Annotated in this window: 14 protein-coding genes; 3 read left to right on the forward strand and 11 right to left on the reverse strand. The window is 71.6% G+C overall.

The features are described from left to right. The first annotated feature begins 11 nt into the window (after positions 1 to 11). The gene (locus IO20_RS0124840) at positions 12 to 1127 is read left to right on the forward strand and encodes a pectate lyase family protein (RefSeq protein ID WP_245685032.1); all 1116 of its coding nucleotides are present in this window, start codon (positions 12 to 14) and stop codon (positions 1125 to 1127) included. A 27-nt stretch (positions 1128 to 1154) separates the two neighbouring features. Here the strand turns inward: IO20_RS0124840 and IO20_RS0124845 are convergent, their stop codons facing one another. From IO20_RS0124845 to arfA, 10 genes are all read right to left on the reverse strand, one after another. After that, positions 1155 to 1832, reverse strand: coding sequence for a hypothetical protein (locus IO20_RS0124845; protein WP_030553861.1), 678 nt, complete (start codon positions 1830 to 1832; stop codon positions 1155 to 1157). Positions 1833 to 1887: 55 nt separating this feature from the next. After that, on the reverse strand, positions 1888 to 2529 hold the full coding sequence (locus IO20_RS0124850) for a SigE family RNA polymerase sigma factor (protein ID WP_245685033.1): 642 nt from the start codon (positions 2527 to 2529) through the stop codon (positions 1888 to 1890). After that, on the reverse strand, positions 2510 to 3589 hold the full coding sequence (locus tag IO20_RS0124855; protein ID WP_030553863.1) for a LacI family DNA-binding transcriptional regulator: 1080 nt from the start codon (positions 3587 to 3589) through the stop codon (positions 2510 to 2512). Before IO20_RS0124855 ends, IO20_RS0124850 begins: the two co-directional genes overlap by 20 nt. Positions 3590 to 3910: 321 nt before the next feature. Beyond that, complete coding sequence (locus IO20_RS0124860; protein ID WP_030553864.1) at positions 3911 to 4960, reverse strand: rhamnogalacturonan acetylesterase; 1050 nt, start codon at positions 4958 to 4960, stop codon at positions 3911 to 3913. 20 nt (positions 4961 to 4980) lie between these two features. Continuing rightward, complete coding sequence (locus IO20_RS0124865; RefSeq protein ID WP_030553865.1) at positions 4981 to 7722, reverse strand: exo-rhamnogalacturonan lyase family protein; 2742 nt, start codon at positions 7720 to 7722, stop codon at positions 4981 to 4983. Between the two features lie 151 nt (positions 7723 to 7873). Next, positions 7874 to 8464 carry a hypothetical protein gene (locus IO20_RS0124870; RefSeq protein WP_037636213.1) on the reverse strand — a complete coding sequence of 197 codons (591 nt, stop codon included), beginning with the start codon at positions 8462 to 8464 and terminating at the stop codon, positions 7874 to 7876. Between the two features lie 4 nt (positions 8465 to 8468). Then, positions 8469 to 9383, reverse strand: a complete 915-nt coding sequence (locus IO20_RS0124875) for a carbohydrate ABC transporter permease (protein WP_030553869.1) — start codon at positions 9381 to 9383, stop codon at positions 8469 to 8471. After that, entirely contained in the window at positions 9380 to 10411 is a 1032-nt protein-coding gene (locus IO20_RS0124880; protein WP_030553871.1) for a carbohydrate ABC transporter permease, read from the reverse strand. The genes IO20_RS0124875 and IO20_RS0124880 overlap by 4 nt, the downstream gene beginning before the upstream one ends. Beyond that, the gene (locus tag IO20_RS0124885; RefSeq protein WP_030553872.1) at positions 10411 to 11661 is read right to left on the reverse strand and encodes an ABC transporter substrate-binding protein; all 1251 of its coding nucleotides are present in this window, start codon (positions 11659 to 11661) and stop codon (positions 10411 to 10413) included. Before IO20_RS0124885 ends, IO20_RS0124880 begins: the two co-directional genes overlap by 1 nt. A 193-nt stretch (positions 11662 to 11854) precedes the next feature. Next, positions 11855 to 13378, reverse strand: coding sequence for an arabinosylfuranosidase ArfA (gene arfA, locus IO20_RS0124890; protein ID WP_030553874.1), 1524 nt, complete (start codon positions 13376 to 13378; stop codon positions 11855 to 11857). A gap of 221 nt (positions 13379 to 13599) precedes the next feature. Here arfA and IO20_RS0124895 point away from each other — a divergent pair, with 221 nt between their 5' ends. Then, positions 13600 to 14727, forward strand: a complete 1128-nt coding sequence (locus tag IO20_RS0124895; RefSeq protein WP_030553876.1) for a carboxylate-amine ligase — start codon at positions 13600 to 13602, stop codon at positions 14725 to 14727. Positions 14728 to 14847: 120 nt separating this feature from the next. On the opposite strand, the gene IO20_RS0124900 is transcribed toward IO20_RS0124895, so the two are convergent. Then, positions 14848 to 17772, reverse strand: a complete 2925-nt coding sequence (locus IO20_RS0124900) for a glycoside hydrolase family 48 protein (RefSeq protein ID WP_051874649.1) — start codon at positions 17770 to 17772, stop codon at positions 14848 to 14850. Positions 17773 to 18049: 277 nt separating this feature from the next. Here IO20_RS0124900 and IO20_RS0124905 point away from each other — a divergent pair, with 277 nt between their 5' ends. Then, entirely contained in the window at positions 18050 to 19594 is a 1545-nt protein-coding gene (locus tag IO20_RS0124905; RefSeq protein ID WP_030553880.1) for a cellulase family glycosylhydrolase, read from the forward strand. Positions 19595 to 19610: the final 16 nt, after the last annotated feature.

Here is a 19610-nt window from a genome sequence, read left to right on the forward strand (position 1 = left end):
GGAGCGATCCCGTGCCCCGTCCGACCTCGTCACTCCCGCGCCCGTCCGCTCCTGGGCGCGGACGTCTCCACGTCCTCATCGCCGGCGCGCTGCTGCTCGCCCTGGCGCCGCTGCATCCCGCGAGCGCCGCCGACCCCGAACCGACCGGCGCCGAGACCTCCGCACCGGTCGCGGCGGGCGCCGAGCGGTGGTCCGACACCGCGCACGGCTTCGCCTCCCTCGCCGGTGGCACCACCGGGGGCACGGGCGGCCGGGTCGTCACCGTCACCGACCCGGCCTCGCTCGCCCGGTACGCGGGGGCCGAGGAGCCCTACGTCATCCAGGTGGCGGGCTCGCTCACCCTGGACCCCTTCGGCACCGAGATCACCGTCGCCTCGGACAAGACCGTCATCGGCCTGGGCGACTCGGCCGAACTCGTCCACGGCGGGCTGCACCTCGCCCCCGGTACCCACAACGTCGTCATCCGCAACCTCACCATCCGCGACACGGCGGTCGACGGCGACTGGGACTGCAAGGCGACCGACCACGACGGGATCCAGATGGACTCCGTCCATCACGTCTGGATCGACCACAACCGCTTCTCGCGCGTCTGCGACGGCCAGCTCGACATCCGCAAGGACAGCGAGTACATCACCGTCTCCTACAACCGGTTCGAGGACAACAACAAGACCTTCGGGATCGGATGGACCTCGAACGTCCGCACCCAGATCACCATCGACCACAACCTCTTCGCCCGTACCAAGCAGCGCAATCCCTCGGTGGACAACGCCGCCTACGCCCACCTCTTCAACAACCACCTGACGGCGCAGAACGATCCGGCCGACCCGGTGTGGACGTACGGGAACTGGTCGCGCGGCCGGACGAAGATGGTCATCGAGAACAGCTACTACGACGGGGTCCAGCACCCGTTCCAGGCCGACGCCTCCGCCGAACTGGTCCAGCGGGGCTCGATCCTGAGGAACACCAGCGGCCGGCACGACACCTGGGGCGCCGCCCTCGACCCGCGCGCCTTCTACGCCTACCGGCTCGACCCGGCCGCCGCGGTCCCCGCCCTCGTGAACCGCTTCTCCGGCCCGCGGAAGAAGATCGGTGTCCCCGGGGACACCGGCACCCCGGCCGTCGGCTGAACCGGACGGCGCCCGCTTCCCGGCCCGTCAGCTTCCGGCAGGTGCCCCGAAGCCGCCCCGCAGGGTGGTGCGGCCGCCGTCGCCGCCCGTCAGGACCACGGTGTACGTGTCGGCCGAGGCGTCCCGTACCCCTTCGGCGTGGTTGTACTGGCCCGCGAAGACGTGGGGGCCCGGCGGGACCGCGCGGCCCGGCTTCAGGGTCCAGCGGTAGACCAGGGTGCCGGCCTCCTCGGTCACCTTCGCGGTGAAGTCCTCGGCGGGGCGGGTGCTCCAGTGGCCCGTGCTGACGACGCCTGGGGTGCGGGCGATCCTCAGTTCGACGGTGAGGCCCGTGACGGGCGTGTCCGTCGTCAGGGCGAGGTCGCTCTGCGCCCACCAGCGGTTGCTGCCGGGGTCGATCGTGCCGGTCGCCCGTGCCGTCGGGCCGGGCGCCGGCAGCGTGGTGGCGGGCAGCGCGGGCCCGGCGGGCCGGTCGGCGAGCACGGTCGCCGTGAGACCGCCGAGGCCGAGCACGCCGGCGACGGCCGCGGTCACCGCCACGATCACGAGCCGGCGGCCCGCCCACCGGTTCGGCGGCCGGACCGGCCGGACGGCCGGGGCGGGCGCGGCGATGCCCCGTTCCACCCGGGCGAGGATGCGGGCGTGGTCGGGCCGGTGCGCGAGCGCCGCGTCCCGCAGTTCGCGGCGGAGCCGTGCCTCGTCCATCAGCGCCTCCCGGCGAGTTCGGTGGCGGCGTGGGGGCCTGGGCCTGTCGTCTGGATCATGCCGGGCTCGCGGGGTCGGGTGCCGCGCCTCGCCGCGTTGTCGTCGGTTGCCATGGCTCCGCCATGGCGCCCTCCTCCGCCTTGCGATCCACGGCACCCGACCCCGCTCCCTCATCCGGCCTGATCCAGACGACAGGCCCTAGCAACCGCTGGAGTTCCGCCATGCCCTTGGCGGTCTGGCTCTTGACGGTACCGACCGAGACGCCGAGCGCGAGGGCGGTGTCGCGTTCGGAGAGGTCGAAGGCGTGCCGCAGGACGACGCAGGCGCGCTTGCGGAAGGGCAGGGCGCGCAGGGCCGCGCGGACGTCGACGACCGCCGGGACGTCCGGGTCCTCGGTGTGGTCGGGGCGCCGGTCCCAGAAGGCGGCGATGCGGCGCCGTTCACGGACGGTGCCCCGGATCCGGGTGCGGACGAGGTTGGCGACGACGCCCCGGGCATAGGCGGCGGGGTGGTCGGCGGCGCGGACCCGGTCCCAGCGGTGCCAGAGGGCGAGCATGGCGTCGGCGGCGAGGTCGTCGGCGGCGTCGGTCTCGCCGGTCAGCAGGTGGGCGAGACGGGCGAGTTCGGCGTAGTGGCGCTCGAAGAAGGCCCGGAACTCCGTCGCGCTGTCGCCGGTCTCAGTGTCCGCCGTGACCACGACCGTCCTCGGTGGGTGCGGAGAGGGACGACGAGGGCGCGGGGGCGGGTCCGGTGCTGGCGCGCGGGGTCAGCCGGGGCGCGATCAGCTCCGTTCCCCCGGACCGCTCGCCCTCCAGTCGTCGGACGATCCGCTCGACGGCGAGCCGGCCCATCTCCTGGGCGGGTACGGAGACGGCGGTGAGCGGTACGGAGGCGTGCGTCGCGACCTGGTCGGGGCAGATGGCGACGACGGAGACGTCCTCGGGGACGGCGCGGCCCTGGTGGCGCAGGAGCGCGAGGAGGGGTTCCACGGCGGCTTCGTTCTGGACGACGATCCCGGTGGTGCCGGGGCGTTCCTCGAAGACGCGGGTGACGGCGGCGGCGACGGCCGCGTAGGTGCCGTCGACGGGCCGGTGGAGCAGGCCGACGCCGTGGCCGCTCGCGGCGGCGCGGAAGCCGGTGAGGGTGCGGGCGGCGAATCCCGTACCGCGTTCGTACACGGCGGGAGGTTCGCCGAGTACGGCGATGGCGGTGTGGCCGAGGCCCGCGAGGTGTTCGACGCAGCGGGCGCCGGCGGCCTCGAAGTCGAGGTCGACGCAGTCGAGTCCCTCGGTGTCGGCGGCTTCCGCGCTCTCGGTGGGAAGTCCGATGAGGACGGCGGGCCGTTCGGCCGCGCGGAGGTACGGGAGCCGCGGGTCGTCGAGCCCGACGTCCATGACGATCATGGCGTCGGCGATGGCGCTGCCCTCGACGCGGCGGACGGCCTCGGGGCCCTCCTCGCCGGTGAGCAGGAGGACGTCGTAGCCGTGGGAGCGGGCCGTGGTGGTGACGGCCATGGCGATCTCCATCAGGACCGGCACGTAGAGGCCGGTGCGGAGCGGCATCATCAGGGCGAGGACGTCGGTGCGGCTGCTGGCGAGCGCGCGGGCGCCGGCGTGCGGCCGGTAGCCGAGGGTGTCGATGCTGTGCTGGATCCGCTCGCGGGTGGGGGCGGATATGGAGCGTTTGCCGCTGAGCACGTAACTGACGGTGCTGGCCGACACCCCGGCGTGGCGGGCGACATCGGCGAGGGTGACCACGTGTGCGCTCCTCGGCAGTTCCCGGTGTTCCGGGCGTACGACGCCCGTGGATGATTCGGACCCCGACAGTAAGCGGCCGCTCGGCGAGCTGTCCAGGTGGGCCGCTGAGAGACCAAGGGTCCGGTGGTCGCGCGGGGTTGTGCGGGCCCCCGCGCGAGGGGACGGACGCCGGTCGGCAAGCGCTTTCACCGCTCCTGGCGACCGACGCCGGGCCCCGTACCCGCGACCGCGGGAGAGCGGGGCCCGGATCGACAACGGCTGGGGTCTTTCGTTCGGATCAGGCCGGACCCCGCGAGCCCGGCCTGATCCGAACGAACGTCCCTAGCGCAGGAGGGAGTCCGGGAGGATGTCCCGGGCCCGCAGCTCGGCCGCGACGAGGGCCGCGTACTCCGTGGCCCCGCGCACCGAGGTGTGGGTGTTGTCCCGCTTCTCCGTCGTCAGGTAGAGCGCCTTGGACGCCTCGGGACCCAGCTCCTCGACCCGCGCCTTCGTGAGGGCGGTGAGGTCGATCAGCGGAGTGCCGAGGGAGCCCGCGAGGGCGCGGACCTCGGCGGGGTGGTCCACACCGAGGCCGTTGACGAGCAGGGCGGTGCCGTTGTCCAGGGTGCCGTCGGCGTTGAACCAGCGGCGGACGATCGGGGTGACGAGGACGGGTTCGCCGCCCTTGGCCCGTACCCGCTCGACCAGGCTGGTCAGGTTGGCCCGGTAGGTGGCCGCGTCCGTCTGCTTGTCGTTGTGGGCGAGCTGGACGAGGACGGGGTCGCCGGGCCGGATCGCGGCCTCGACCCGGTCGAAGAGGGCCGGGTTCGCGAGGAAGGTGACGGTGCTCTCGCCGGAGTCGGCGTGGTTGGCGACCGCGATCCCCCGCCTCAGATGGGCCGGAAGCATCTGGCCCCAGCCGGTGTAGGGGTCGCCCGGCTGGTCGCAGACGGTGGAGTCGCCGACGAGGAAGAGCCGTTGGGCCCCGGCGGCGGGGGTGACCCGGAGCGAGGCCACGCGCGGGGCGGAGCCGCCGAGGACGAGGTCGAGGCCGGGGCTGCCGGCGGCTCCGGTGGGCTCGCCCTCCGGGTCGCGGACGTCCACGGTGAACGAGCGCCGGACGTGCTGCCCGGCACCGGTCGCGGTCTCGGCGAGCAGGGCGCGCCGGGTCTCGCCGGTGACGGCGGTGGACCCGGCCTCCGCCCCGCCGAGGACCACGGAGACGTCGTACGTGCCGGGCGCGACGTCGAAGTGGCAGGCGAGGGTCCCGTCGGCGGCGGGGGCGCAGTGGTCGAGTCCCTGGCCGTAGGGGCCTTCGGCGTGGGCTGCGGGGGCGGCGGCCAGCGATCCGAGGAGGGTCGCGGCGGCGGCGAGGAGTGCGGTCCTTCGCATGGTCCTGTTCCTCTCGGTGCTCACGCGGGCAGGTGGTCGCCGACGAGGGCGAGGTTCTGGATGGCGGCGAGGCCGTACAGGGCCGTGGTGTTGGTGCTGATCCAGAGGTGCTCGTAGCCCGGTTCGAGGGCGGCGGAGCCCTGGACGGGGGTCTTGTCCCAGACCATGGCCGCCGTGTAGCCGTCGCTCTTGTCGAACTTGGCCCAGGCGCGCTGGGCGAGCTTGGCGTCGTTCAGCTGGGCGGCGGCGTAGGCGTCCTGGCGCGAGTGGCCCTGGAAGAGCAGGAGCGTGCCGAAGTTCTTGCCGTAGCGGGCGGCCTGTTCGGTCTTGGAGGCGTTGAAGTAGCGGCAGTAGTCGAGCCAGGCCGCCTTGAACCGCGGCAGGTCGACGAGGTCGATGAGCTCGGCGCACATCTCGACGAGGCCGAACATGGCGGAGAGGTGGGAGACGCCGACGACGGGTTCGGTCGCGACGGCGAAGCGGCCGGTGTCGAGGTCGTAGAGGCCTGTCCCCTGGACGAAGCCGTTGGGCTGGGCGGCGATGGTCTCCATGGTGGAGCGCAGCCGCGCCTCGGCCTTGGCCGCCTTGGGGCCGCCGCGTTCCCACTCGGTGAGCCAGGCGGCGGCGAGGCCGCTCCAGTCGGTGCCGAAGCCGATGGAGAGGGCGTGGCGGTCGGGCGTGTAGGGCTCGGTGCGGATCTTGCGGATGGGGTCGAGGACGAGGAAGGTCTCGTCGGAGTCGACGAGGTCGTGCATGAGGTCGCCGACGCGTTCGTCGGCGGTGAGGAAGTAGTACGGCCTGCGGTAGACGGCGGTGGAGATGCGCTGCTGCTTGGCGCTGCAGGCGAAGTGCTGGACGCCGTGGCGGGTGCCGAGGCCGGCCCACTGGCCGAGGTGGTAGACGTCGACCTCGCCGGTGTGGCGGGTCATGGCCTCGGCGAAGCGGAAGACGTCGGCGCGGCCGGAGCGCAGGTAGGCGTACCAGAGCCACAGGTCGGGCGAGAGTTCGGAGTTGTCCCAGGCGTAGCCGCCGACGTCGTACCGCCACTGGTGCCGGTCCTCGTCGTAGGTGTGCATGATGTCGCCGTAGTCCCAGAAGCCGTACCAACGGCGCTGCTCCGCCTGGTCCTTGTAGTAGGTGAAGAGGTAGTCGAGGTGGTCCTCGATCTTCGCCTTGGCGGGGGTCGAGCGGTCGACGGGCGAGAACAGACCGCCGAACACGCGGGCGCGGACGAGGTCCTCGGGGCTGACGGCGAGCTGGGGCGGGGTGCGGACGGCGGCGGACTGCTCGACGAGGGCGGCGGCGGTGGGGGTGGCGGCGTTGGCCCAGAACATCAGCTCGCTGGTGCGGGCGATGCCGTAGGGGGTGCCGAAGCCGGGTTCGTAGTCCTCGTAGGTGATGTTGAGGCCTTCGAGCTGCTCGGGGAAGGCGTCCTGGCCCATGCCATCGTGGTAGAAGCGCAGGTCCATGGGCTGGGCCTCGGGCGACCAGAGCCAGAGGGTGACCTCGGCCTCGTCGCCGGCCGCGTTCCTGATGTCGAGCTGGGCGGGGTGCTTCTGCCAGAAGTCCCGCAGGCCGAAGGAGAGTCCGCCGGTGACGCCGCCGACGTAGCCGAAGCCGCTCGCGCGTCGGCCGCCGCCCGCGGGGATCCAGCCGTGGCCGGCCTTGGTGCGCTTGCGCAGGGCGAAGCCGTCGGCGGAGAGCTGGGAGAGGGTGTAGTCGCCCCAGGTGGGGACGTACTGCATGCGGGTGGTGACGCGCTGGTCCCAGGTTGCGGGGTCGGGCAGCTTCTCGCCCTTGACCTGGGCGGTGCGGACGGCGGCGCCGGGGTCGCGGCGCAGTCCCGTGATGCCCTGGACGGCCTCGGTGAGGAATCCGGCGCCCTCGCCGGCGATCCGGACGTGCCGGTCGTAGGCGGCGTCGCGCATGGGGACGGTGAAGCGGACGCCGAGGCCGCGGATGAAGTCCTTGTTCTGGTCGCCGTCGTAGGTGATGGTGTGGACCATGCGGAAGGACTCGGAGCCCGCGTAGAAGTAGAGGCGGACCGAGAAGGGCAGCCAACTGCGGCTTCCCTTGCGGTGCTTGCCGTCGATGCGGACCACGGCCCGGACGGGGCCGGTCTGTTCGACGACGGCGCCGGAGATCTCGCCGTCGAACCGCTCCCACTTGGCGTTGCCCTGGTCGCCGTCGTCGAGGTCGCTCTGCCGGAGCAGGACGAGCCGGCCGTCGGTGGCGATCTTCACGCCGTCGCGGGTGACGGACTCGACGAGCTTCCCGCCGTCCTTGGAGACGACGGCCCGGACGGTGCCGGTGTCGAGGGTGATCCGGCGGTCGGTCTGGGTGACGGTCACGGTCTTCGCGGCGGTCGCCGGGGTCCCGGGGGCGAGGGTGAAGCGCTCGGCGCCCGCGGCCTCGGGCCCGACGGCGTGCGCGGTCCACTTGAGGGAGCCGTCGGGCCAGCGGGCGGTGGTCCAGGTCTGTACGGGGATGTTCTCGCCGTCGGCGGTGGTGAGCGCGAAGGCCTGGTCGCCGGGGTGGACGCCCTTGGGCCAGGCGGCGCCGAAGGTGGAGCCGGCCGCGGCGCCCAGCCCACCGGGCTCCAGCCAGGTGACGGTCGCGGGCCTCCCTTCCCCGGCCGCCTCGGCGGCCTCGGCGGCCGGGGCGGCCTGCGCCTGCTCGCGCCCGAGGACCCAGCTGAACTGCGCGGCTGCTCCGGCCACGGCGGCGGCCTTGAGGAGGGAACGGCGAGGTATCGAGGACACGGAAACTCCTTTCATGGGCAGGCCGACGGCATGCCCGAGGAATCGGGAGGTTGCGGGGGGGGCGCCGGGAAGCGACGCGGCGGCCCTCGGGACGGGAGCCCCGTCACGGCCGAGGGCCGGGCCCGGGGTCGGGCCCCCGCGGGCGGGTGGATCAGACGGCTGCCGGGGCCGCCCGGCGCCGCTCGGCCGCCAGGGCCGAGGCGACGAGGATGCCGAGGGCAGGCAGGGCCAGTGGTGCGGAGAACCAGGCCGACGCGGCGATCACCGCGAGACCGCAGACGACGAGCAGGGAACCGGCCGGGTCACGCAGCGTGCGGCGGGCGGCGGGGCCGAGCAGGGGACGCCAGCGCAGGCCCGGGCGCCAGGCCGTGGCCGCTCGCAGGAGGGTGACCGTCAGCCAGAGCGCCGCGACGATCGCGAGGGTCCCGGCCGCCCGCCCGCCGGGCACGGGCAGCGCCCGTACGAACGCGAGGTCGGCGCCCACCAGGGCGAGCGCGGCACCGTAGCCGAGCCCCGCCGACCAGCCACCGCCCCGCAGGGCCGCGCGCAGATCGGCGGCGAAGTACCGCAGGCCGGCCTGCTCGTCACCCGTCCAGCGCCGCAGATGCGCCGCCCCGGCGGCGAGCGCCGCGGGGAGCGTCACCAGCGGGAGTGCGGCGACGGCGATCCACACCCCCACCAGGAGGCATTCGGCGAAGATCCCGAACCGGGCCAGGAACCGTTCCCTCATCGCGACGGCCACCCCCTCAGCCCTTGAGGCCCGAGGTGGCCATGCCGTCGATGAGGTACCGCTGGAAGGCGAGGAAGAAGGCCACCACCGGGAGCAGCGCCACGAGCGACATCGCGATCATGCCGCCGTAGTTGGCGACGCCGTCCTGGTCGACGAACATCTTCAGGCCGAGCGAGACCGTGTACTTCTCGGGTTCGTTGAGATAGATCAGCGGGCCCATGAAGTCGTTCCACGCGTTGATGAACGTGAAGATCGCGCTGGTGATGAGCGCCGGCCGGCACAGCGGAAGCACGATCGACCAGTACGTCCGCAGGTGCCCGCAGCCGTCGAGGCGCGCGGCCTCGTCCAGCTCCTTGGGGAGTCCCCGCATGAACTGGAGCATCAGGAAGACGAAGAAGGCGTCCGTCGCCAGGTACTTGCCGAGCAGCAACGGCGTGTAGGTGTTGATGAGTTCGAGCTTCTGGAACAGCACGTACTGCGGGATGAGCAGCACGTGGTACGGAAGCAGCAGGGTGCCGATCATCAGGGTGAAGAGCACTCCGCGTCCGGCGAAACCGATCTTGGCGAAGGCGTACGCGGAGAGCGAGCTGGAGATCAGCACGCCCACCACCGAACCGACGGCCAGGAAGAGGGAGTTGCCGAAGAAGGTGGAGATGGGGATGTCGGCGATGCCGTCGGCGAGCCGCTGGTAGTTGTCGGTGAGGGGGTCGGTGGGGAAGAGCGTCAGGCTGCCGACGATCTCGTCGTTCGGCTTGAAGGAGCCGCCGATCACCCACACCACGGGATAGAGGATGACGGCGAGGACGGCCAGGGACCCGAGGTGCCAGGCGATCGAGCCCGCCGTGCGCTTCTTCCCGTTCCGTGTGCCGGTCGTCTCCGGTCCGGTCGTCCGCGGTCCGGTCGTCCGTGCGCCGGTGCGTGCGAGGCTCATCGGGCCCCCTCCTCGTAGTGCACCCAGCGCCGCTGGGACCAGAACAGCACCGCCGTGACCAGGCCGACGGCGAGCAGCAGCATCCAGGCCATCGCAGAGGCGAGACCCATCCGGCTGTTCTCGAAGCCCTGGATGTACAGGTAGCAGGTGTAGACGAGCGTGCCGTCGGCCGGCCCGCAGGCGTTGCCCTGGCTGCCGATGATGTAGGCGGAGCCGAAGATCTGGAAGGAGTGGATGGTCTCCAGGAGCACGTTGAAGAAGAGCACCGGGGAGATCATCGGCAGGGTGATGTGCCAGAACCTCCGCCACGGGCTCGCCCCGTCGACCTGCGCCGCCTCGTAGAGCTCGCGTGGCACCTGCTTGAGTCCGGCCAGGAAGATGACCATCGGGGCGCCGAACTGCCAGACGGTGAGCGCGACCAGGGCGTAGATGATGCGGTCGGGGTCGCCGATCCAGCCTCCGGCCTCCATGCCGAAGACCTGCTGCGCCCGGTCGACGGCCGCGCCGTCGGAGAAGATGGCGCGCCAGACGATGGCGATGGAGACGCTGGCCCCGATGAGCGAGGGCGCGTAGAACGCGGCCCGGTAGAAGCCCTGCCCGCGCCGGCTCTGGTTGAGCAGCAGGGCGACGCCGAGCGCGGCGGCCAGTTTCAGCGGGGTGCCGATCACCACGTACCAGCCGGTGATCTCGACCGAGGTCCGCCAGCGGGCGTCGCCGAACATCTCGGTGAAGTTGTCGAGGCCGATCCACTTCGGGGCGTCGAACAGGTTGTAGTCGGTGAAGGCGAAGTACAGGGAGGCCACCATGGGCCCCGCGGTGAGCAGGAGGAAGCCCGCTATCCAGGGGGACATGAAGAGGTAGCCGGCGAGGTTCTCGCGGCGGGCCCGGTGGGGGCGGGCGGTGCGGCCCGGCGCCCCGGGCGGGCGCCCGCCGGACGCGGAGCCCGCGGGCGCGGTCTCCACGTCCTGGCGGGTCACCCGCTCGGGCCGCGGTGCGGGGTTCGGTGCGGAGGTCACGGCGGCGCCCATCAGGAGGAGAGCGCCGTCTTCGCCTCGGTGAAGTACTGCTTCACCGCGTCCGCCACCGGCCGCTCGCCCAGTGACATCTCCTCGGCGAGCCGCATGAACGCCGCCTCGCAGACGTCGGCGCCTGCCGGGTGCGGGGTGATCGGCTCCAGGACGCGGGACTCGACGAGCTGCTTCTCGTACGCGGCGATCTGCTTGCCGACCTCGTCGGAGGGCACGTACGCGTCGTTCTGGGCGGTGGTGGCCGGGACGCCCCGGTCGTAGCCCATGATCTTGCCGACCTCGGGGTCGTGGACCATGAAGTCGATGAACTGGGCGGCCTCCTTGGGGTGCTTGGTGCGCTTGGAGGCGCTGAGCATGAGGGAGCCGAGGTACTGGCCGGTCTTGCGGCCGTCCGTGGTGGGGATGGGGGCGAGGCCGTACTGGCTCTTGCCCTCGGAGGTGTAGCGGACGGCGAAGTTGTCCCAGGTGAACTCGCAGCCCGCGAGTTCGGCGGTCACCGCCGACTTGGGCTTGACCGGGATGGTCTTCTTCGGGTCGGCGTAGACGCCGGACTTCACCCGGGTGACGGCCTTGCTCCACCAGTCCGTCAGGTCCGCCTCGGTGAAGCCGAGGCCGGAGGTGGTGAAGAAGGCCTTGCCCTGCTGGCGCAGGTAGAGGTCGTACAGGTACATGATCCCGTAAGGGCCCGCGTCGCCCGCCCGGCCCTGCGTCTCCTGGATCTTGGCGAGGGCCGCGTGGTACTCGTCCCAGGTCCAGCCGGGCTTCGGGGTGACCCCGGCCTTGGTGAAGACGGCCTGGTCGACGACGAGGGCCATCGAGTTGCTGCCGACGGGGACGCCGAGCAGCTTGCCGTCGACCTCGCCGAACTTCTCCAGGCCGGCCCGGAAGCCGTCGAGGCGGAGGTTCCCCGCCGCGGCCTGCTCCCGCAGGTCGAGGAGGACGTTCTTCGCGTCGTACTTGCGCAGGAAGCCGATGGCGTTCTGGAAGACGTCCGGCGCGTTGCCGCCGGACGCCTGGGTGTTGAACTTCTTCCAGAAGTCGGCGTAGGGCTGGAAGTCGGTCTTGATCTTGATCTTCGGGAACTTCTTCTCGAAGAGCGCGATCGACTGGTTGATCCGCTTGGCCCGGTCCTCCGAGCCCCACCAGCTGTACCGAATCGTGACGGTGCCGTCTCCGGAGCCCGAGCCGGTGCCGCAGCCCGCCGCGGTCAGGCCGAGAGCCGCCAACGAGCCGCCGGCGACCTTCAGCATGCTCCGACGGTCAACAGTGCCTTGCGTACGCACAGTTCGTCCTCCGCGCGTTAATGGAACGTTTCAGGAAAGCGCTTGCTGGGACAAAGTAGGGTCGTCCGCCAGCCACGTCAACGCTTCCGACCGGATCTTTCGAAGCGCTTCGCGCGGGGAGTCGCGACGGTTCTTGTGAAAGGATTCAACAGAGGGCCCGTCAGAGCAGCCTGATGACGTTCCACGACATCGGCTCCAGGACGGCCCTCAGGGTGCCGTCCACCAGCGTCGTGCCCTCCACCGCGTGCGGCACGACCCGCTCCGGCTCGTCGAGGGTGTTCCGCGCTTCCGGGTCCGCGTCGGCGAGCGCGCTGTGCTCGACGACCCGGGTCGGATGGAGACCGCGCAGCGCCACCTCGAGCGGCAGGGACGCGTCCCTGCCACGGTTCACCGCGAAGACGGTCACGACGCCGTCCTCACCCCGTACGGCCGTGGCCTGCAGCAGCGGGACGTCCCCGTACCTCTCCGTGGCGTACGTCGGCGCGTCCACGCGCACGTCGAGGACCGTCCCCCGGCCGTACCGGGAGGCCTGCGCGAAGGGGAAGAAGGTCGTCTGGCGCCAGGCGGGGCCGCCCGGCTCCGTCATGATCGGCGCGATCACGTTGACGAGCTGGGCGAGACAGGCCACCGCGATCCGGTCGGCGTGCCGCAACAGGGCGATCAGGAGGGTGCCGGACACCACGGCGTCGGTGACGGTGTAGACGTCCTCCAGGAGTCGCGGGGCCTCCTGCCAGTCCTCCACCGGATGCGGGTTGGGCCGGCGCTGGTACCAGACGTTCCACTCGTCGAAGGACAGGGTGAGGCGCTTCGCCGACTTCAGCCGGGCACCCACGTGGTCGCAGGTGGCGACGACCTCCTCGATGAAGGCCTCCATCTCGACGGCGGAGGCGAGGAAGGAGTCGCCGTCGCCGTCGACCTCCTCGTAGTAGGCGTGCAGCGAGACGTGGTCGACGACCTCGTACGTCTCCGCGAGGACGGTCGCCTCCCAGGCGGCGAAGGTCGGCATGCCGCGCGCCGAGCTGCCGCAGGCGACGAGTTCGAGATCGGGGTCGATCTGGCGCAGGGCGCGCGCGGTCTGCGCGGCGAGCCGGCCGTACTCCTCCGCGGTCTTCTGCCCGGTCTGCCAGGGGCCGTCCATCTCGTTGCCCAGGCACCACAGGCGGATGCCGAAGGGGTCCTTGTCGCCGTGGGCGACGCGCCGCTCGGAGAGTTCGGTGCCGCCGGGGTGGTTGGCGTACTCGACGAGGTCCATGGCCTCGGTGACGCCACGGGTGCCGAGGTTGAGCGCCATCATGGGCTCGGCCTCCGGGCCGACCTTCCGGAGGAAGGCGATGAACTCGCTCAGCCCGAAGCGGTTGGTCTCGGTGGACCGCCAGGCCACGTCGAGGCGGCGCGGGCGCTGCTCGACCGGGCCGACGCCGTCCTCCCAGCGGTACCCGGAGACGAAGTTGCCGCCGGGGTAGCGGATCGCGGTGACACCCAGCTCGCGGACGAGTTCCAGGACGTCGGTGCGCAGCCCGTCCTCGTCGGCGGCCGGGTGGCCGGGCTCGTGGATGCCGGTGTGGACGCAGCGTCCGAGGTGCTCGACGAAGGAGCCGAAGAGCCGGGGGTCGACGGGACCGACCGTGAAGTCGGGGTCGAGAGTGAAACGGGCGGCGCGGGTGGTTCGATCGGCGTGGGACACGCGATGTCCTCTCGTGCGAAGCGTTCGAAATTTCGACCAACGGCCGTATGTCCGAACGAGAACGTAGGAGTGTGGCCCGCGCGCGTCAATGGACCCGTTCCCCGTGAATCCAGCAGGTGGCGGGTGCGCGGCGGCGCGGGCCTCCCGGCCGGGCCCGTCATGGCGCGCGGAAGGCACCCGCACAACGGAGCTGACACACCGTCACTGGATATGCTCGGGCCGTGACCAAACCTGCCGCACAGGCCGCCGCCCTGCCCAGGATCGGAGTGGAGGAGGAGTTCCTCCTCGTCGACCGGACCAGCCGGACCCCGTTCGGCTCCGCGGCCACGGTGGTGAAGCGCGCGCGTGACCGGCTGGCCGACCGGGTCGGGCCCGAGATCCTCACCGACATGGTGGAGACCCGCACCCGGCCGGTCGTCGATCTGCTCGGTCTGCGCACGGAGCTGGCCGAGCTGCGGGCGGGGGTGGCAGGCGCCGCCGAGGAGACGGGCTGCCTGGCGCTGGCGTCCGGGACCGCCCCGCTGGCCTCGCGCGGCGGCCAGGAGCTCACCGACGAGGTGCGGTACCGGAGGATCGCCGACCGCTACGGCCCCCTGGTGACCGCCGAGAGCGGGATCGGGGTGTGCGGCTGCCATGTGCACCTGGAGGTGGCGGACCGCGAGGAGGCGGTGCGACTCGGCAACCGGTTGCGCCCGTGGCTGCCCACACTGCAGTCGCTGGCCGCCAACTCCCCGTTCCACTGCGGCCGGGACAGCGGCTACGCGAGCTGGCGGTTCATGCGCTGGGCCCAGCTGCCGGGAGCGGGACCGGCCCCGCTCCTCGCTGACGCCGCCGCGTACGACCTGCTGGTGGACCAGCTGGTCGGCTCCGGCATGCTGGTCGACCGGCGGACGGTCTACTGGCACTGCCGGCCCAACGAGCACTGGCCGACCCTGGAGGTCCGGGTCGCCGACGTCTGCACGGAGCTCGACACCGTCCTGCTCCTGGCAGGGTTGCTGCGCGGGCTCGCGGCCGCGTTGCTGACCGACATCCGCCAGGAGGTCCCCGCGCCGGAGATCAGCGACGCGTTGTTGCGCGCCGCCCACTGGCGGTCGGCGCGCGACGGTCTGGCGGGGCACGGTCTGGACCCGGCGAACGGGGCGCCGCGCCCGGCGGTGGATCTGGTCGAGGACCTCCTCGCGAAGGCCGCCCCCTCCCTCGCGGCGGCCGGCGAGCTCGACCTGGTGCGGGAGCTGTGGACGAGCCAACAGGCCGCGGGGTGCGGCGCCGCCCGGCAGCGTGCGGTGTTCGCGCGGCGGGGCTCGCTCGCCGACGTGGTCGACGAGGTGGCGCTCCGCGCGGACGCGTGAAGCCTGCGCCTCGGGCGGGGCGGGTCGGCGGCATCGGGGAGACGGCCGAAGACCGGGCGGCCCCCTCGCGGGGTCCGCCCGGTCTCGTCGTACGCGGAGCCTCTCCGTGCGGGGCGGCTGCTATTCGAGCAGCTCCGCGTACGAGCCCATGGCCAGGGCGATGTCCGCCTGGGCCCAGAACCGGTGGTACGTGAAGACGGGGGCCGCGCCGCCCGCCAGATAGGCCTCGACCTTCGGCCAGGCCGGGTCGTCCTGGTAGAAGCTGCGGATCGAGGCGAAGGTGGAGGAGCTGTTCACCGTGTCGCCGTTCGGCATGGTGCCGGTCCAGGCGCTCGGTACGGAGATCGGGTCGTCGAAGCGGTTGTAGTCGGCGCGGGTTTCCTCGACGGCGATGCCCAGCGGGTCCTGGTGGTGGTCCCACATGCCGTCGAGCAGGGCCTTGGCGACCCGCTTGGCCTCGGCGTGGCCGGACTTGGCCGCGTAGTAGGTCAGGGTCTTGGCGTAGGCGGCGGCGACACCGACGTCGTTCGTGTAGTCGGCGACGGTGACGTGCAGGCCGGCGTTGGCGCCGGGGTTCGCCGCGTTCCAGGTGTCGGGCTTGCCGGACCACTGGAGGGTGGAGGGGACGCGGTAGGTCCCGTCCGGGTTGATCGTGGTCTCGGACAGCGCCCAGGAGACCCACTTGTCGAGGACGGTCTTCGCCTCGGCGTCACCGGTCTGCTGGTAGTACTCGGCGACCCGCTCCATCGACCAGGCCTGGAAGCCGAACCACTGGTTCGACGCCGGGTCGTGGTAGACGGGCTTCTCGTCGTAGAACAGGCCGTGGAAGGTGGGGGTGCCGGCCGGCGGGGTGGCGTAGCGTCCCTGCCAGCTGTTGGTGGCGCCGCCCGCGATGCCGCCCTCGGCGGACTGCAGCCAGCGGTAGAACTCCAGCTGCCGGTCGAGGCTGGTCGCCCAGTCCGCCGCGCCGGTCGCCGACTTGGGCTTGAGCGGGGCGTAGGAGCTGAGCGCGTAGGCGGCCAGCGGGTTCTGGTAGCCGCCGTGGGCGTGGCTGGATCCGATGCGCCAGGACCAGCCGGCCGAGGTGTCGGTGGCGCCGCCCCAGGCGTAGTACCAGGACATCAGGTAGTGCGCGCTGTCCTTGCCGGTGCCGGCCGGGCAGGTGGTCGGGCCGACGCAGTTCCCGGACTTCTTGAAGTACTTGTCGAACATCGAGTACCGCAGGTAGTCACCCATCTTGGCGGCCTTCCCGACGGTCGCGGAGACCTGGGTGCCCTTGCCCTGCTCCTTGGCCCAGAGGTCGGCCCAGTAGGCGGCCTGAACGGCCCGGGCGTCGGCGTCGGGGGCGTTGGTGAACTTCCACTGCTTGGCGTAGGAGGCGTCCCCGGTGAACAGGTCGAGGTAGCCGTTCTTGCCGCCGTAGGTGAAGTTGTCGCACGTGGGGTGGGTGACGGTCTCCCAGACGGACTCCTGCGGGCCGCGCTGGAAGGTGTTGATGTACGAGGGGCCGGACGCCGTCGGGCCCGCGGAGCACTTGCCGGGCTCGTTGCCGAAGCCGTAGACGTTGTCGACGTCCTGGATCCAGTGCATGCCGTAGATGTCGTCGGTGCCGTAGGCGCTCTTGAGCTCGGCGGCGATCGGGTCGGAGCCCGAGGTCACACCGGAGTCGAGCCGGGCGGGGTACTGCGAGGGCAGGTCCCACTCGGGGGCGTACGTCGCCGGCTTCGAGGCGTTGTAATTGCCGGTGGTGGGCGTGTCGGCGTGGGTCGGGATCATGAATTTCTCCATGGTGTCCCAGGCGCCGTTGAACTTGGTCCAGTCGCCGGTGATCTTGCCGTACATGGCCTGGAGCCAGATGAGGTAGCTGTACGCCTCCGAGGTCGTCTCGTGCCCGTGGTCGGGGGCCTCGACGATCAGCGTCTCGACGGAGTGGTACGGGATGCCCTCGGGCGAGAAGTAGCCGTTGGCCGGGTTGGTGATCTTCCCGTGGAGGTCGAGGAAGCGGGCGTCGTACGTGGAGTTCGCCGCCAGCTGGGCGACGGTGACCTCGGCCTTGGCGTGGCCGGGGGCGCTCGCGGTGAAGACGGCGGAGCCGGTGCCGGTGGCCGCGGCGGCGACGGTCACCTTCTGGGCGGTGTTCCAGTTCGCCGGGGTGAAGGTGAGCGAGGCCGGGGTCGCGGTGAGGTTGGTGTTGCCCGAGGTGCGGGCGACGCTCACCGTGACGTTCGCGGTGGGGGCCGTGGACAGCTTCAGGTCGAAGGTGCCGGTGGCGCCCTGGCGCACGCCGAGCTGGCTCGGGGAGGCGACGAGCGCGGCTCCGGCGGCGACGGTGATGCCGACGGGGGCCGACTCCGCGGAGGCGCCGAGGGTGTCGTAGGCCTTGGCGTAGAGGGAGTGGGCGCCGGCCGCGAGTCCGGTGGCGCTGTGGGTGAAGGGCGCGGTGGTGTCCGTGCCCAGGAGCGTGGTGTCGCTGTAGAACTCCACCTTGTTCACGGTGGCGCTGTCGGCCGCGGCGGCGGTCGCGGCGAGCGGCACCGCGTCGCCCACGGTGTAGACGGCCCCGGGCGCGGGGCTGGTGAGGACGGCGACGGGGGGCTGGTGCGCGCCGGCGCAGGTGGTGCCGTTGACGGCGAAGCCGGTCGGCGCGGTGTTGGCCCCGCTGTAGGTGAACTGGGCGCCGGTGGACGTGGCGGCGCCCGCGGCGAGCGTGCCGTTCCAGGCCGCGTTGGTCACGGTGACGTTCTTGCCCGACTGGGACCAGACGCCGCTCCAGCCGCTGGTGAGCTTCTGGTCGCCGGCGTAGGAGTAGGTCAGCGTCCAGCCGTTCAGGGGCTCGGTGGACCGGTTGGTGAGCGTGAGTTCGGCGGTGAAGCCCGAACCCCAGTCGTTGGTCTTGTAGTCGACGCTGCACTGGACGGCGGCGGCCTGGGCCGTGGTGGCGCCGACGGCCGTGAGGCCGAGGGGGAGGGAGAGCGCGGCGGCCAGCGCGGTGAGCTGCAGGCGTGGTCGCGTTCTGGGGCTCGTTCTGGGGCGAAGACGTGGCATGCGGGTGGTTCTCCTCGCGGCTCGGGGGGTCGGGGATGCGAAGAGCTGAATCGTTCGACAGTCAAGCTTTGAACCAGTGGGAGCGCTCCCACTGTGCAGTTGGGGCGCTACGCCGTCAAGGTGTGTGAGAAGTCGAAGTCAAAACGCAGGGAATTTACTCAACGCCTCTTTTGCTTGGCGTCAGTTGCCGCTACGGTCTGCCCCGACCCCAGTGGGAGCGATTCCATCCAGTCGGCGCACCGTCACCGGTGCGCCCTCGCTGCGAGGACTCGCTTCGATGCGACATCCCCCACGTCTGTCCGCGCTGCTCTCCGGAGCGGCGCTCACGATGGCGAGCACCGCGTTCGCCCTCATGGGAACGGCCCCAGGAGCCGCGGCCGAACCCGCATGCACGGTGGAGTACTCGGTCTCCGGCCAATGGGCCGGCGGCTACCAGGGTGCCGTCACCGTCACCAACAACAGTGCCGCGCTGAGCGGTTGGAGCCTCGGCTTCGACTTCCCGGCCGGACAGGTGGTCAGCCAGGGCTGGGGCGGCAAGTGGTCCCAGTCCGCCGCCACCGTGACCGTCACGAACGAGAGCTGGAACGGCTCGCTCGGCACGGGCGCGAAGGCTACGGCCGGCTTCATCGCCTCGTGGACGGGGACCAACACGGCCCCCACCGCGTTCTCGCTCAACGGCGCTCCGTGCACCACCGACGGAGCCGGCCCGACCCCGACCCCGACCACTTCACCCACCACTCCCCCGACCACCCCACCGACCACTCCCCCGACGACCCCGCCGACCCTGCCGCCGCCGACTCCGGTCACCGGCGCTCCCGAACTCGGCGTCGTCGGGAACAAGTTCGTCGACCAGTACGGCGCGGTCCGCCGCCTGCTCGGCGTCAACCGCTCCGGCGGCGAGTTCATGTGCGTCCAGGGCCACGGCATCTGGGACGGTCCCGTCGACGACGCCTCGGTGAAGGCGATCGCCGACTGGAAGGCCAACACGGTCCGCATTCCCCTCAACGAGGAATGCTGGCTCGGCCTGGACAACATCAAGCCCGAATACCGGGGCACGAACTACGTGAACGCCGTGAAGGACCTGGTGACCAAGGTCCTCGCGCACGGCATGACCCCGGTCGTGGAGCTGCACTGGACGTACGGCCAGTACACCGGTAACTCCTCGGGCTGCTCCGACGTGCACGCCTCGTGCCAGAAGCCGATGCCGAACGCGCGGTACACCCCGGCGTTCTGGACCTCGGTGGCGAACACGTTCAAGAATGACGAGCGGGTCGTCTTCGACCTGTTCAACGAGCCCTACCCGGACCGGGCGACCTCCACCGCGGCACAGGCCTGGTCCTGTTGGCGCGACGGCGGCACCTGCCCCGGCATCGGTTACGAAGTCGCCGGCATGCAGGACCTGTTGGACACCGTGCGTGCCACGGGGGCGAAGAACCTCGTCCTCGTCCCCGGCATCGCGTACTCCAACGACCTGAGCCAGTGGCTCACGTACCGCCCCACGGATTCGGCGGCGAATCTGGCCGCCGCCTGGCACGTCTACAACTTCAACACCTGCTCCAACGAGACGTGCTGGAACGACACCCTCGCCCCGGTAGCCGCACAGGTACCTCTGCTGGCGGGCGAGATCGGTGAGAACACCTGCGGACACGCGTTCATCGACCGCGTCATGAAGTGGTTCGACGACCGCGGGCTCTCGTACCTCGGCTGGACCTGGAACACCTGGAACTGCAACTCCGGTCCCGCGCTGATCAGTTCGTACGACGGCACACCCACCGCATTCGGCATCGGGCTGCGCGACCACCTGCGCAGCCTCACCCCCTGAAAGGAATCCCCACCCG

It is taken from the genome of Streptomyces exfoliatus (assembly GCF_000725545.1).
Lineage (GTDB): Bacteria > Actinomycetota > Actinomycetes > Streptomycetales > Streptomycetaceae > Streptomyces > Streptomyces exfoliatus.